Raw genomic sequence first — 15,773 nt, 5'->3', positions numbered from 1 at the left:
CACCCCACGTTTCGAAGAGGAATGCCCATGCGCCGCCGCGACCGTCTTCCGTTCCGCATCGCCGTCCTGTCGGCGCTCGCGCTGTGCATCGCGCTGCCGCTGCAGGCGGCCACCGTCGCCGAAGTCGCCTCGCCCGACGGCACGCTCCAGGTGCAACTGGATGTCAGCGGCGAAGGCCGGCTGGCCTACCGCGTGGCGCGCAGGGGACAGCCGCTGATCGGCGATTCGCGGCTCGGCTTCATCCTGCGCAACGGACGCCAGTTCCTGCGCGGGATCGCGCTGGACTCGCAGTCGGCGCGCAGCGTCGACGAGACCTGGGAGCTGCCCTGGGGCGAGCGCCGCGTCGTCCGCAACCATTACAACGAACTGCGCGCGCGCTTCGTCGAGCGCGATCGCGACCGCCGCCGTTTCGACGTGGTGGTGCGCGTGTTCGACGACGGCCTCGGCTTCCGCTACGAGTTTCCGAAGCAGCCGGCGCTGGACGAGGTGCAGATCCAGGAAGAGCTGACCGAGTTCGCGATCGCGCGTCCGGCGACCGCGTGGTGGAACCCGGCGTTCGAATGGAACCGCGAGGAATATCTCTACGCCCGCACGCCGCTGGCGGAAGTGGGCATGGCCCAGACTCCGATCACGTTGCGGACCGAAGACGGCACCCATCTCTCGATCCACGAGGCCGCGCTGGTGGACTACGCCGGCATGAATCTGGCGAAGGGCGACGGCGGCGTGCTGCGCGCCGCGCTGACGCCGGGCAGCCCGGCCAAGGTCGTGCGCCGCGCGCCGTTCGCGACGCCATGGCGCACGATCCAGATCGCCGATCGCGCCGGCGGACTGGTCGAATCCAGCCTGATCCTCAATCTCAACGAACCCAACAGACTCGGCGACGTGAGCTGGTTCAAACCATCGAAATACGTGGGCGTGTGGTGGTCGCTGCATCTCGACAGGGAAAGCTGGGCGACCGGGCCGAAGCACGGCGCGACCACCGCGAATACCCGGCGCTACATCGATTTCGCCGCGAAATACGGGTTCCGCGGTGTGCTGGTCGAAGGCTGGAACGTGGGCTGGGACGGCGACTGGTTCGCCAACGGCTGGGATTTCGACTTCAGCAAACCCACGCCCGATTACGACCTCGAAGGTCTGGCCGCGTACGCGAAGTCGAAGGGCGTGCATCTGATCGGCCATCACGAGACCGGCTGCGCGGTGTCGCACTACGAGCGGCAGATGGACCGGGCGTTCGCACTGTTCGCGCGCCTGGGCATCGACGCGGTGAAGACCGGCTACGTCTGCGATGCCGGCCAGATCGAACGCCAGGACACGGTCGGCGGCCCGGTGGTGCGCGAATGGCACGAAGGCCAGTTCATGAGCAACCACCACCAGCGCGTGCTGGAGGCGGCCGCGAAGCATCGCGTCGCGATCAACGCGCACGAACCGATCAAGGACACCGGCCTGCGTCGCACGTATCCGAACTGGATTTCGCGCGAAGGCGCCCGCGGCCAGGAATTCAATGCCTGGGGCAATCCGCCGAATCCGCCCGAGCACGAGCCGAACCTGATCTTCACGCGGATGCTCGCGGGCCCGATGGATTTCACGCCCGGCGTGCTCAGCCTGGAAGGGCGCGGCCAGCCGCTGCAGAGCACGCTCGCGCGCCAGCTCGCGCTGTACGTGGTGCTTTACAGTCCGATCCACATGGCCGCCGATCTGCCCGAGCACTACGAACAGCACATGGACGCGTTCCGGTTCATCCGCGACGTGCCGGTGGACTGGCAGGACACCCGCGTCGTCGACGGCGAGGTCGGCGACTTCGCCACCATCGTGCGCAAGGATCGCAACAGCGAGGACTGGTATCTGGGCAGCGTGACCGACGAAACCGCGCGCACGCTGTCGGTGCCGCTGGGCTTTCTCGATCCCGGCCGCACCTACATCGCGCAGATCTACCGCGACGGCGACGGCGCGGACTACAGGTCCAACCGATTCGCGTTCAAGCGCGAGACCCGCGAGGTGAAGAGCACCGAGACGCTGACATTGTGGCTGGGCGCGGGCGGCGGCCAGGCGATCCGGTTCGTGCCGAAGCGATAGGACGCCGTCATGTTCAACCCGAATCCGCGCATCGAGATCGTGCCCATCGCCGGACGTCACGTCTGTCATGTGATCGACGATGCGCTGCTCGATCCCGATGCGCTGGTGGCGCTGGCGGCGGCGCATGCCGATGCGTTCGTCGAGACCCGCCACAACGCGTACCCGGGGCCCGAGCTGCGGATGCCGGATGGGTTTTCCGCGCAGCTCGATGCGTTCTTCACCCGGCATCTGCGGCGCGCCTTCGACGTGCGCCGCACCGACCGCATGTACAGCCGGCTGGCGATCACCGCGACCCCGCCGGAGCGGCTGGCGCCGTCGCAGTCGATCTGCCATGTCGACCGCCTGAGCGTCGAACCGCAGCATCGGATCGTGGCCTCGGTGTTGTATCTGTTCCGCGATGTGCGCCTCGGCGGCACGACGTTCTATGCGCCGAAGCATCCGCCCGAAGTCATCCTGCCGATGATCGCGGATGCCGGCAACCTCGACGCCGAGGCGTTCCGCGCGCGATACGGCATCGCGACCGGCTACATGACCGCGTCCAACGACTGGTTCGAGAAGATCCTCACCGTGCCCGCGCGCTACAACCGGATGATCTTCTACGAAGGCACGTTGTTCCACAGCGGCGAGATCGCGCATCCGGAACTGTTGTCGCGCGATCCGCGCGCCGGGCGGCTCAGTCTCAACGGCTTTTTCACCTGTCGGCGCAATCTGGCGCCTGCCTGATCCCTTCGATGGAGTGTCCTTCGATGCGTCGCATACGAGTGTTCCGCACCACCGCGCTGTCGATCCTGCTCGCGCTGTTCGCGACACCCGCGCTGCATGCGCAGGACGCCGCGATGCGCAACGACCGCGCGCGCGTCGACACGCTGCGCATTCCCGTCCCCGAGCTTGCGCCAGACGGCCTGCGCGTGCGCGTGTTCCTGCCGAACGGCTACGACCCGCTGGCGTCGGTCGGCTATCCGGTGCTGTATCTCAACGACGGGCAGGATGCGGAAGCGATCGCGCTGCAGGCGACGATGAACGGTCTGATCGATCGCGGTGAGGTCCGTCCGCTGATCGCGGTCGCGATCGACATGCCGAAGGATCGCATGGGCGCGTATGGCTTCTCCGATCGCGCGGCGCAGCGCAGCCTGGTGTCGCCGCTGCGCGTCGGCGCTGTCGGCACGCAGGCGCATGCCTATTCCGAGTGGGTCGCGACACGGCTGGTGCCGGCGATCGACGCGCAGTACCGCACCCGCGCGCGCCCGGAAGCGCGCACGATCCTCGGCTGGTCGCTGGGCGGCGCGAACGCGCTCAACCTCGGCTGGCAGTATCCCGACGTCTTCGCCAATGTCGGCGCATTTTCGCCGTCGCTGTGGCTGTCGCCGGCGCCTGACGAGATCGCTGGCATCCAGGGCAGCCGGTTCGCGCAAGGCATGGTCGCGGCCGGGCAGTATCACCCCGGGTCGAAGTTCTTCTTCGCGGTCGGCGATGCCGAGGAAACCGACGACCGCGACGCCGATGGCGTCATCGACGTGCTCGACGACACCCGCGACCTGATCGACGGCTGGCGCGTGTCCGGCGAAGCGGAGCCTCGCGCGAAAGGCCTGCGTCAGCTCGGTCATTCGGTGAATCTCGATCACGCCGCCAAAGGCACGCGTGCCGACGCGTCGCTGTTCGTGCTCGCCGGCGGCAGGCACGCGCAGGCGTCGTGGGCGCGGATGCTGCCGGTGTTCCTGCGCTGGGCATACGCCGTGCACGCGCCGCCGCTGAACGCGACCGGCACGACCGAGAGCTGGCAGCGCGTGCCGTCGCGGCATGTCGGTGCGCGCGATGTCGACGTCTGGCTGCCGCCCTCGTACGGCCGCGATCCTGCGCGGCGGTATCCGGTGCTGTACATGCACGACGGCCAGAATCTGTTCGATCCGGCGCTGGGTTATACCGGCGTCGACTGGGACATCGACGGCGCGATGACCCGGCTGATCGAACGCGGCGAAGTCCGCGAGGCCATCGTCGTCGGCGTCTGGAACTCGCCGCTGCGTTTCGCCGAGTACATGCCGAAGGCGCCGGTGCGCACGGACACCGTCGGCAGCGGCATCGAAGGGGGGGCGATCGGACGGGTCGAAGACATCCGCTCCGACGACTATCTGCGCTTCCTGGTCGAAGAACTCAAACCCTTCATCGACCGGCGCTATCGCACGCGCCCGGGGCGCGACGACACCGCCATCATGGGCTCGAGCATGGGCGGCTTGATCTCGCTGTATGCGATCGCGACCCATCCCGAGGTGTTCGGCGGCGCCGGTGCGGTGTCCACGCACTGGCCGGCCTGCGACGGCTGCGTCGTCGAGTGGCTGGCCGCGCATCTGCCCGACCGTCGAACGCACCGGCTGTATTTCGACCACGGCACCGCGGCGCTGGATGCGCGCTATGCGCCCTACCAGCAGCGGATGGACGCCGCGATGCGCAAGGCCGGCTGGCGCGAAGGCGGCGCGTGGATGACGCGCAGCTTCGAGGGTGCCGAACACAACGAGACCGCGTGGCGCGCGCGGGTGGAGATTCCGCTGCGCTTCCTGCTCGCGCCGGAGCGCTGAGGGCCTGCTCCGGGAACCCGCTCAGGGAACCGGCGGACGTACGGTCATTCCTGCGGTGCGTTTTCTTCGCGCTCCAGCTCGCGCATGACGTCGTCGAGCCCGCGCGCGAGCCCCAGCGCGTCCCAGTTCGTGGTTTCGCCGACGTCGCAGGCCACGTGCTTCGGATTCGCGGCGCACAGCGCGTCCAGCGCTTCGGGAATGCCGCCGTCTTCGATGTGCGCGAACACCTGCACGAGGTTTTCGCAGCCGACGCGCACGCCGCCGGCGCAGACCTTCAGGTAGTAGGGCTTCGCGCCGGGCCAGTCGTTCGCGAGCGCGGCCTGGTGCCCGGCGATGTTGCAGCCGTGCAGGCTGCCGCGGGCGCAGCAGGCCGCGGCGCTTTCCGCGCCCGGCTGCGGGCAGTCCTCGACCATCGCCGTTTCCACGAACGCCACCGGCGCCGCGCACGTGCGGGCATCGCCTTCGCGCCGATACAGCGCGTAGCGGTTCCAGTCGTCGAGACCGAGCAGGCGATCGTCGCCAAGCCGGCGGAACACAAAATCGCCGCCCTTGTCGTGACGGATGCGGACCCGTCCGTCCTGCAGCCGCGCGCGCAGCGCGCCGCCGATGCCTTCGACACGCCCGCGATCGCCGAAGTCCAGTTCGCTCATCAAACCGGTCTCGGCGACGTAACGGCCGCAGGGCAGCGCGTCGGCCGGTGCCGCGCGCAGGGCGCTGTCGTCCAGCGATGCGAGCGAAGCGGTGTGTCTGCAGGCCTCCGGATCCCCGCCGCGTTCGCAGGCATCGCGCAGCGCCGTGCGTGCGTCGGCATAACGTCCGCCGTTCCACAGTTCCTCCGCGACGATGCCACAGGTCTTCGCCGAACCCTGGCGTTCGCACAGCGCGGGCAACGTATCCAGCTGCGTCGGCGCCAGCGGCGCGTCATCGGCGTAGAGGGACGTCGCGGCCTCCGCCAGCGCTGCGCCCAGCGCCGTCGCGACCGCTCGCTCGCAGGCCGCGGCGTCGAAGGCGGCCGTGCCTTCGCGGCAGACCGGTGGCGGGCCGGCGTCCAGCGGCGACGACGGATTCGCCGCATCGCGCAGCGTTTCGATCCAGCGTCCGCAGGCGTAGGGCACGCCTTCCTCGCAGTAGCGTTTCAGCATCGTGCCCGCGGCCAGATCCATGCCGGCCATGCAGGCATCCATCGACGCCGCGCAGGTGCCCGGCGATGGCGCCGACACGTTCGCGCAGCGTCCGGTCTCCTGCAGCACGAAGGTCTTGCGGAACGTCGCGTCCTCGCCGGTCAGCGTGCGTCCATCGGCGCTCACGCGGTAGTCGTCGATGTAGCCGTCGTCGAGGTTGTACAGATGCGCCGCTCCGCCGTCGCGACGATGCCAGTACGTCGCCGGCGCCATGCCCTCGCGCAGCAGTCGCGCGTTGCGGCCATCGGCGACCGTCAGCCGCGTGCCGGACTCGGCATCGAGATAGGTGCCGCAAGCCAGGCTGTCCGCTGAGGCAGGGTGCGCGAACAGGGCGAACGACGCGAGCGCGAGCAGGGCCGAAAGGAATCGTGACATGGTGGGGGCAGCCATTCGTTTCGAAGGCTGTCATTCTGCACCGGTTTTCCTGCGTTTTACCGGGTGAACTGCGGGGTGCGGAAACGCGGGCCGATTGAGGAAATGGCCCGCCGATGTTCGGCTCTTCGTTCTGAACGCTTTCGGCGAATGTGCGCGTAAACCGTGCTTCCAGCTCCACGCAATTCCGCCCCAGATGTGCTGTATCCGCTCCAGCATCTTCTCCGCGTCGACTCGCAGTCTGACTCTTGGGAATCGCCTCAAAGAGCAGTTGACAGCTCAAATCGCAGAATATCTATCTTGGACGGTTCGCAGGCCAGTCCGCGATCAATCCGACATCCAATATTTTTTCAGGAGTGTTGACTAAGAAGGCGATTGCTACATATAGATCTGCATCGCAGGACATGCATGTGCTGTAGCAGCATTCAATCAATCGATTTACTTTCATTCCATCGGGATTTGATTCTCCTTCAAGAAAAGAGAGGTACTTTGGATCAGATTGATTCCACCAAGACATCGCCTGTCCAAGACGATAATTGCGGTCATGAAATCTTCCGGAATCATCTCCTGAATAGTCAGAAAAGTAGTGAGCTTGGCACTTTATGTGAGCATCAGAATGACAGGAAGGGCAATTTCTGTTGATGTCGATCCAGTTATAAGCACTCATCAGAATGATTCTCCACCGATCCGATCCATGCTTTCCGCCCCGTCTGATCCTGCCCAAGATGCCCTGAATGCGTTGCGCCAGCTCCGCTAAGCATCGGGCTTGCGCGCGCGCCTTGGCTGCCGCACTCGCGCCGCGCGCCAGCAGGTCGCCACCCATCCGTTCCACGAGCGGGCTGCGCACCGCTGTAGGCCTAGGCGTGTCTAGACCATAAAGCTTCTCCTAAGTTCAATTTCTCTTGGTTTTCCGAAAGCCGTTCGAACTATCAATGCCGATGATTTTTCCGTCTGGCTCCATCAGAATAAAATCTCCATTTTCAAAGCTCGTGAAAATGTCATCCCATGCTTTTTGTATATGCCAAAGGATTTCGCCATGGCGGTTGAAAGAAATTATCCCACCTTCATAGATGCAGAACAGACGATCATCATCTTCCAGCCACTCGATGGCATAGAAACCAGAATCGTCAGTAGCCTTGCGAAAAAGATCAATCTTGAGCAACTTTTTTTCGTAGACAATGACTATTGAAGGCAATCCAACGATGATTGCAATATCGTTCCAATACACAACTTCAAAAATTGGCATCAATTCAAATTTATTATTGATCTGAGAATCAGTGAAGCTTGGGATCTCGATAGTTCCGTTTTCGGCACTTATCAAAATGGCAGATGGCCTTGAGGCGATTGATGCCGACACTTCTAATTTGACACCATTTTTAAGGAATACAGGGTCTCCATGTTTTATGAAGACTTCTTGGCGGTCAATCATCGCGTTGTGCCTCCGAGGGATTCGACAATAACTCTCAGGCGTCTGTCGTCGGTGATCAACGTTAGCTTGTTCTCCAATGCCTGAGCGCCAATAACTCCATCGCCGAAGCGTCCCGGGCGATCCGGTAACATCCCGCGAATGTTGATCCGAGCATCCAGCGACGGATGTGTCGTCAGCGTTGGGAGGTCGTAAGCAGCACCGGGAACGCCACGCAGGTTGCTGTGTTCTACTGCGTTCCGCATCTCAGGAATTGTTACATAGGATTTTACCGGAACCTCTCCTGGCAAGATTCTTCCACGCAAAGTGGCATCCGATTTCAATCCGGTGGTGACGTTGCTATCCAGCAGAACCTGCTGTGCAGCACTAGCAGTACTATCACACCCCTGCGGCACCTCATCCGTTCTGCGCTTTCCGCCCCGTCCGATCCTGCCCCAGATACCCTGCATCCGTTCCAGCATCTTCTGCGCGCGCCGCATGTCGGCGCGTTGCTTCGCGGCCTGACCCGCGGCCTTCGCCAGCAATCCTCCGCCCATCCGTTCCACGAGCGGGCGGGCGAGCATCGCGCCGATGCGTTGGCCCCAGCCGCCGCGGCCCTGCAGTCCGAGTGGATCGCTGAACCCCAGCGGCGCGCCGTTGCCGTAGGCGTAGGTGCTGATCCCGCCGGTTAGGCCGATCGGATCGCTCTGCACGTAGCGGCCGATGGCCGGATCGTAATCCCGGAAGTAGTTGTGATACAGCCCGGTCGCGGCGTCGTGGCGCTGACCCGGGAAGCGCATGTCCAGTACGAAGGCGATACCGTCGCCATCCGGGTCTTCGTTCGGGAGCGTTTCGCCGAAGGCTTCGCCGGTGAGATCCCAGCGCCACACGGCCACGTCGCGGACCGGATCGATGGCGATGCGTGGGCTGCCCAGCGCATCGGGTTCGAGGTAATACAGCGTCTGGTTCGCGCCGGCGCCGACCAGCAGGCCGACCGGGAGGTCGTCGAGCCAGATCGCCTGCTGGATCGGCTGGCCGCTGCCGTCGTAATCGCCCAGCCAGCGGCCGGCCTCGTCGTGCACGGTGGTGACCGATTGCCCGACGCGGCTGCGATGGACGCGTTCGCCGCGGGCGTTGTAGAGGTAGTCCACCGCCACGACGCCGTCGTTCCGGACCTGACGCATGCGACCGGTGGCGTCGTAGAGGAAGTCGCGGACGATGTGGCTCGGGAAGGTTTTGGTGGAGGTCGAACTGGCAGCAGGTCTCTCGCCTGCGGCTCGGGATGACAGTGGGGCGACTCGGGATGTTGTCGGCCGCGGACGGTCGTGCTTGTAGTCCCTGCGGGCGCGGGCCTGTGTCTGCAGATCCAGACGCCGGTTGCGGATCGGTGTTGCGCGCGGGTCCGAGGCGACCGGCGCCGTCGTTTGCGCGGCGGTCGTCGCGGGGCCGATGCGCGTGGTGTTGCCGGCGTCGTCGTATTGTCGCGATAGACCGCCCGCGCTGGCCAAGCGATGGGTGTCGGCGACATACGCGTAGTCGCGCACCGCGCCGCCCTCGGTTTCGCGCGTGCGGTTGCCGGTCCTGTCGTATTCGTATCCCTGCAACAGCGCGGCGGTGGCGCCGTCGCGCACGCCGGTGAGCCGGTCCAGGCCGTCGTAGGCGTAGGTGCGCTTCGAGGGCGCGCTCTGGTCGGCGCGCTGCAGCGACTGCAGATTGCCGACGGCATCGAACCAGTAGCCTTCGCTCAATCCGCCCGGGCGGGTGTCTTCGACGAAACCGGGCAGATAGTTCTGGTTGAGCGACCGCGCCAGCGTGCGACCGTTGCCGTAGGTCCAGCGCGAGACAGGGCCGAACGGGTAGTACTGCGCGTTGCGCAGCAGCGTCTCGGTCTGACCATTGGCCAGGGTCACGGTGAGGCCGGTGACCTCGCGCAATGGATTGCGGTCGATGCGGACCTGGGCGCCGTCCGGGTAGGTCAGGCCCATCAGGTGGCCGGCGGGCGGGCGCGGGCGCAACAGCACGCCGTTGCCGCTGCCGGCCCGCGGCGTGTAGTCGTAGCGCACGGCGAAGGTGCGGCCCTGGGTGGCCTGCAGCTTGCGGGTGAGGTGGCCGAAACGGTCGTAGCAGAACGCGGTCGCGCCGCTGGCGTCGGTCATGCGCGCGAGGCGGCCGATGTGGAAGCGTTCGGCCGTCGGGCACTCGACGGGCGCAACGTCGTAGACGAAACCGAGATTGCGGCTGTCGTCGGGATAGACGACCGATGTCACCCGGTCCAGCGCGTCGTAAGCGTAGGTCGCGGTGATGCCACGGGCATCGGTGGTGGTGTGGACGCGGCCGGCGCCGTCGTAGGTCGACGTCGTGGTGCCGGTGTCCGGGCTGGTCGTGGAGACGACATCGCCGAAGCCGTTGTAGACGGTGTCGGTGTGCAGGCCGTTGGGATCGGTGACGCGCACCACGCGGTCGAGCGCGTCGTAATGCAACTGCGTCTGCGCAGCGAGGCCGTCCACGTCCTGCAGACTGCTGCGCAGCCGGCCGAGCGCGTCGTAGCCGTGCGTGGTTCTGCGACCGAGGGCGTCGGTCTCCAGCGTGAGGTTGTCGACAGCGTCGTACGCGAAGGTGGTCGCACGCAGCTCGGCGTCCTTCACCGCCTGCAGCCGACCGAGGGTGTCGTAGGTGCGCGAGAGCATGTGCAGCAGCGCGCCGCCGGTGTCGCGCGCGTGTTCGCCCACCACCTCGCCGGCCGGGTTGAGCGTGAAGTCGAGGGTGTTGCCGACGCCATCGACGATGCGGGTCAGCCGTTGCGCGGCGTCGTATTCGAACCGTGTCTGCACGCCATCGGGCAAGGTCATGCGGCGGACGGTGCCGGTGGGGTGATAGTCGATCGATGTCAGTTGATCGTCGGTCTCGCCGCCGTCGTCGGTGCCGCGGACCTTGATCGCGATCGGCCGGCCGCGGGCGTCGCGGACGAGATCGGTCACGACGCCGTTCGCGTCGCGCATCGACAGGACCCGGCCGGCACCATCGGAGGCGAGGACTTCGCGCGTATGGCCCAGCGCGTCGATGGTCTTCCACGGATCGCCCTTGCGATACGCGCAGCTGCCCGGCGCGGTCGCGCAGCCGGGCGCGTCGGTCATCCGGTATTCGAAGCGGATGATGTCGGTGGCGCCAGGCAGCGGACCGTCGATCGACTTCAGCAGGCCGACCACCGGGCAGACACTGTCGATGGCGTCGCAATAGGTGACGTTGGTCGTACGGCTCGTCCCGGTGACCGGATCGATCACGGACTCGCTCGTCGTCTGACGACGCGTGTTGTACGTCCAGGTCGTGCGCGCCACGAGCGCGCCGGCCTTGTCGCGTACGCGCAGTGCGGTCGTCATCCCGGTGACCGGGTCGCGGTCGACTTCGTGCCGCCGCTCTTCATCCTTGCCGACCGCTTCGGTGGTGGCGGTGAGGTGGACGCTGTCGTAGGCGTAGTCGGTGATCGTGCCGGCCTTGTCGACCACGCGGGTCAGGCGGCCCTCGGCGTCGTAGCTCAGCTGCGACGCGTGGTTGCCGTCGTTGTTGCCCAGAATGCGGCGGTAGGTGCCGGACTGGATCGTATAGGCGTCGCTGCCGCCGTCGGCGGTCTGGAGGGTGGCGTGGTCTTCGTCCGGATAGGACACGGTCGCGACTTCGTTGGGCGAACCCAGCACGCGGCTGGAGATCGCCCGGCCGCGCGCGTCGTAGGCGAACGACGCGTAGCGGCGCCCGTCCTCCGCGGTGATGCCGGTGAGGTGGTGTCGACGATCGCTGGCGCCGGCGAGTCCGGCTTCGTTGTAGTGGTACTGACGCACGGTACCGCCCGGTTGCACGACCGCGACGAGGTTCAGCTTGTCGTCGTAGCCGTACGCGAACACGGTATCGTCGGGCAGGACGATGCGGCGCAGCAGCCGATCCGCGTACTCGAAGCGAAGTTTCCGACCCTGCGCGTCGGTCACTGTGGAGATCGCCTTGTCGGCATAGGCGATCGACACGTCCGCCAGCGGGTCGTCTGGATGACGGACCGCGATCAGATAGCCGTCGGTATCGAACTCCCGCAGTTCGCCGTCGGGCATCCGCAGGCGCCAGCCGATGCCGTTGACGTTCACCCGTTCCAGGATGCGGTCGGTCGAATTCTCGCCGCGGTGGCGATTGCCGCCGACCGCGCGATAGCCTTCGTAATCGCCCGCCTCGCCGATGTGCAGATACGGCACCGTGCTGCTGGTGCCGACGAGAATGCGGTCGCTCCAGGTATGCGTCCACGCCACCGCGAACTGCCGGTTGTTGCGGAATTGGCGCAGCGAGCGGTAATGGCGTACGAAGTCCTGACCGGCGAACGCGAAATCCGCTTCCGCGCGACGCTTCTCCCCGGTCGCCGGGTACATCGGATTCGGGCTGCCTGCGCAACTGCCGCATTGCCGGATGGGCGATTCGATGAAGACGACGCGGCCTTCCTGCGCCGTGCACAGGAAATCCTGGGTCAGCAGCTCGTCCAGGACCGCGCCGGAAATCGTCTTGAACCCCGTGCGGCAGTACGCGGGACGCTGCTTGAGGACGTGAAAGTCCTTGGTGTAGGGACCGTCGGCGCACAGCATCTCGACCTGATATCGCCGCTGACCGTAGCTGATGCGGCCGCGGGTGGTGTTGGCGACCGGATTGAGGCTCGGCAGGCTGTACTCGCTGACGACGCTGGCGCTGCCGGGAATGCATTCCGGAAACTGCCGGCGGACCGCGGCCTTGCCGAGCTCGACGACCTGCGATTCGCTGGCGCACCAGCCGGGCAGTCCGGTCTGGTCCTCGCTGAGCGCGCAGTCGCCGTTGCTGTTGCCGAATGCGCCGAAATCGCCGAAGTAGGCCGGCACGCCGATGCTTTCGGCCCGGCGATCCATGACCGCGTACTGCTGCCGGATCGTGTCGGGATTCACCGGCGCGGTGGCGAAGTGTTCGACGACATCGCCCGCGCCTTTCAGCAACGGGTCGGCGCGCATCACCGCTTCGGCCTGGTCGAGCGTCGGCCTGCAGACCTGGGCGTCGGAATTGTTGCCGTAGCAGAAATTCGGCGCGGGCGTGGGTCCGGCCACCTGCGCCACCGCGCCCGCGCCGCCGAGGATGAGAAGCGCCAGCAGCATGCTGCGCCAATCCCGCAGCCGACGGAGAAGGCGCGAACGGTTTCCGGCGTCGGTCGAGAGAGGCATGGTGGTGGCCGTCCTTGGGTGTCTTGTCGTCGTGACGTTGCGGAATCGTATCGCCGATGCGCCAGCGATTCCGCACATTCCTGTGTCGATCCATGGCGCCGCATCCTCGCGGATACAACCAGCCTGCCGCGGCAGGCCTTCCGCGCGAAACCGGCTCAGCCGACGGCGTCGGGCGCCGGTTCCGGCGTCGCCGCTTCCGGGCTGACCTTCTCGATGGTGTGGCGCAGTTCGCGGCCGAGGATGGTCTTGGCGTCCTTCGCCCAGTTGTCGAGGCGCTGGTCGAAGACCAGTTTGCTGTTCTCGTCGGGCCACACCAGTTTCAGTTCGCGCAGTTTGCGGATGAAGCTGCGGAACAGGGTCTTGTCGAAGAATTCCGGGGCGGCGGGCGCGTACAGCAGGCTGAGGCGCTGCGCGGCGAGATGGCAGAGGCTTTCGAGTTCGCCGGCGCCGAGTTTGCCCGGGCCGTTCTTCGCCAGGACCGAGATCGCGATGTAGTAGCGCTCGAACGCCTGCTGCAGCGGGTGGCCCAGTGCGCGCAGCCGGAACACTTCGTCGGACTGTCCGGCGTTGCGGGCGAGGATGCCGCCGTCGTCGTCGCTGACCTGTTGCAGCAGGCCTTCGCGCACGAACACCGCGATGGTGCGCTGCACCTGATCGGCGAAACCGTCTTCGTCCCAGGGCAGGAACAGCTCGGCCTGCATGAACGGATACAGCGATCGGCCGACGCGCAGCAGGGTGTTGCGGCTCATCCGGCGGTTGTGCTGGAAGCAGCAGGCGATCCACGCGGTCGCCACGAACAGATGCAGCACGTTGTTGCGGAAATAGCTCAGCAGCACCGCGGTGTCGCCGCTCACGTGGACCACGTCGCCGAGCGGATGCGCGGTGCGCGCGAGCACGCCGATGTCTTCGCCGTGGGCGACGATCTGCTCCGGCGTGTGCGGGGTGACGGTGATGCGGTCGGAGTACGGCACTTCGGCCAGCAGCATTTTCGACAGCGCGATCTGCGCCAGCAGGTCGGTCTCGCCCATCGCGTGCTTCGGCGTGGACAGGACCGCCAGCGCCAGCAGGTTGATCGGATTGACGTCGGCGGCGCGGTTGATGTTGATCTGCACGCGATCGGCGAGGCTGTCGATCGTGCCCGCGAGCCACGCCGGTTTTTCGTCCTCGTCCACCGGTTGGCCGTTCCACTCCGGGGCCTGTTCGGCGAGCACGTCGCCGAGCCGGATCGGTTCGCCGAAGTTCACCACCACCTGGCCGTAGTTCTGCCGCAGCACCTTGGGGATGCCCCAGAGCAGCGACCAGATCGATTCCTTTTCCTTGGGCTTGCCGGAGAGTTCGTCGAGATAGCTGTTGCCTTCCATCAGCTTCTCGTAGCCGATGTACACCGGCTGGAACAGCACCGGGCGCGTCGGTTGGCGCAGGTAGGCGCGGATGGTCATCGCCAGCATGCCGCCCTTGGGCTGCAGCAGCCGTCCGGTGCGCGAACGCCCGCCCTCGATGAAGTATTCGATCGAATAGCCGCCCGCGACCAGCTGCGCGACGTATTCGGAGAACACCGCCGAGTACAGCGCGTTGCCGCGGAAACTGCGGCGCAGGAAGAACGCGCCGCCCTTGCGCAGGATCGTGCCGATCACCGGCAGGTTGAGATTGATGCCGGCGGCGATGTGCGGCGGCACGATGCCCTGGGTGTAGAGCAGATAGCTCAGCAGCAGGTAGTCCATGTGGCTGCGATGGCAGGGCACATAGACCACTTCGTAACCGGGGGCGTCCTGTTTGAGGCGGTCGAGGTGATGCACCAGCACGCCGCGGTAGATGCGGTTCCACACCGTGGTGAGCAGGAACGAGGCCGAGCGCACCACCGGCGGCGAGTAGTCGGCCGCGATCTCGTAGGCGTAGGCGTGGGCCTTCTTCCAGGCGTCCTCTTCCTTGCCGTTCTCGCGCCGCGCGGTGTCGGCGATGGCCTGCTTCACCGGATCGGCGGACAGCACCTTGTCGATCAGCAGGCGGCGGGTGGAGAGATCCGGCCCGATCACCGCTTCGCGGATGCGGTTGAAGTGGGTGCGCAGCACGCGCGAGAGCTTGCGCACGGTGCGCTCGGGCGGCAGCGCTTCGGCGACCACGCCGCGCACTTCGACCGGTGCGGCGAACTGGACGCGGGTGTCGCGGCCGTTGAGCAGGATCGCCAGCAGCCGGCGCGAGCGGCCGACCAGGGTCCAGTTTTCCGAGAACAGCACCGAGAACCAGCCGTTGTTCCGGTCCGGCGCGCGGCCGACGAAGATCGACACCGGCACCAGCCGCACGTCGAGCGAAGGGTCGGCGCGATGCGCGTCGAGCAGGCGCGCCAGCGCCTCGGAATGGCGCCGCGCGGGACGCGCCATCTTCGGCGGTTTGCCGGTGGCGATGTCCACGGCCATGTCCGCGGCCAGTCCGAGGGTGCTGTTGGCGTTGCGCCGCGACAGTGCGACGTAGGCGCGCTTGCGCTTCAGCGGATCGCCCGCCAGCGGCCGCAGCGCGGACGGCAGGCCGGCTTCGCGGCAGGCGCGTTCGAGGATCAGCGCGTTGGACAGGCCATAGTCCTCGAGGACGTAGCAGATCGGGCGCGGGTCGTCGGCCAGCGGCTCGGGCAGCGGATCGATGCGCAGTTCGATCCAGGGCTCCAGCAGGCGACCCAGCAGGCCGGCCCACCACGGGCGACGACCGCGAACCGGCGGTGGGCTGGCCGGCGGCGGCGCCTCGGGCTGCACGGCCGGTATCGCCAGTTCGGGCTGCGCGGGTCCGTCATCTTCGGACGGTCCGTGCGCGGCGGCGGTGTCCGCATCGGCCATTGCGGCGGTGGGCGGCGGCGCTTGGGTCGGGACCTCGGCAGGCACCTCGACCGGGGCTTCGGCCGGCACTTCCGTCGGGGTTTCGACCGGTGCTTCGGTCGGCGCTTCAGCTGGGACTTCGATCGGTGCTTCAG

8 protein-coding genes are annotated in these 15,773 nt (G+C 66.5%); 3 read left to right on the top strand and 5 right to left on the bottom strand.

Translation table 11 applies throughout. The annotated features are described in order from the left end of the window. The first annotated feature begins 27 nt into the window (after positions 1-27). Genes ABD974_RS06165 through ABD974_RS06155 form a run of 3 tightly spaced genes read left to right on the top strand, consistent with a single transcriptional unit; the run spans position 28 to position 4,643 of the window. A complete protein-coding gene (locus ABD974_RS06165) occupies positions 28-2,073 on the top strand; it encodes a glycoside hydrolase family 97 protein (protein ID WP_425562639.1) in 2,046 nt (681 codons plus the stop codon). A gap of 9 nt (positions 2,074-2,082) precedes the next feature. Further along, the gene (locus ABD974_RS06160) at positions 2,083-2,796 is read left to right on the top strand and encodes a DUF6445 family protein (RefSeq protein WP_345302425.1); all 714 of its coding nucleotides are present in this window, start codon (positions 2,083-2,085) and stop codon (positions 2,794-2,796) included. Positions 2,797-2,819: 23 nt separating this feature from the next. Further along, on the top strand, positions 2,820-4,643 hold the full coding sequence (locus tag ABD974_RS06155; protein WP_345302424.1) for an alpha/beta hydrolase-fold protein: 1,824 nt from the start codon (positions 2,820-2,822) through the stop codon (positions 4,641-4,643). Positions 4,644-4,687: 44 nt separating this feature from the next. On the opposite strand, the gene ABD974_RS06150 is transcribed toward ABD974_RS06155, so the two are convergent. The 5 genes from ABD974_RS06150 to plsB all read right to left on the bottom strand — a co-directional run bounded on the left by ABD974_RS06150 (position 4,688) and on the right by plsB (position 15,639). Then, positions 4,688-6,199 carry a hypothetical protein gene (locus ABD974_RS06150; RefSeq protein WP_345302423.1) on the bottom strand — a complete coding sequence of 504 codons (1,512 nt, stop codon included), beginning with the start codon at positions 6,197-6,199 and terminating at the stop codon, positions 4,688-4,690. A gap of 292 nt (positions 6,200-6,491) precedes the next feature. Further along, entirely contained in the window at positions 6,492-7,043 is a 552-nt protein-coding gene (locus tag ABD974_RS06145; protein ID WP_345302422.1) for a hypothetical protein, read from the bottom strand. A gap of 45 nt (positions 7,044-7,088) precedes the next feature. Beyond that, on the bottom strand, positions 7,089-7,625 hold the full coding sequence (locus ABD974_RS06140; RefSeq protein ID WP_345302421.1) for a hypothetical protein: 537 nt from the start codon (positions 7,623-7,625) through the stop codon (positions 7,089-7,091). Next, on the bottom strand, positions 7,622-12,748 hold the full coding sequence (locus ABD974_RS06135; RefSeq protein ID WP_345302420.1) for an RHS repeat-associated core domain-containing protein: 5,127 nt from the start codon (positions 12,746-12,748) through the stop codon (positions 7,622-7,624). The genes ABD974_RS06140 and ABD974_RS06135 overlap by 4 nt, the downstream gene beginning before the upstream one ends. Before the next feature lie 221 nt (positions 12,749-12,969). Then, entirely contained in the window at positions 12,970-15,639 is a 2,670-nt protein-coding gene (gene plsB / locus ABD974_RS06130) for a glycerol-3-phosphate 1-O-acyltransferase PlsB (RefSeq protein ID WP_425562645.1), read from the bottom strand. Positions 15,640-15,773: the final 134 nt, after the last annotated feature.

This window comes from Lysobacter hankyongensis (assembly GCF_039543145.1).
Taxonomy (GTDB): domain Bacteria; phylum Pseudomonadota; class Gammaproteobacteria; order Xanthomonadales; family Xanthomonadaceae; genus Lysobacter_I; species Lysobacter_I hankyongensis.
The sequence above is the reverse complement of the archived record's forward strand: the minus strand, read 5'-3'. Positions and strand labels throughout refer to the sequence as shown.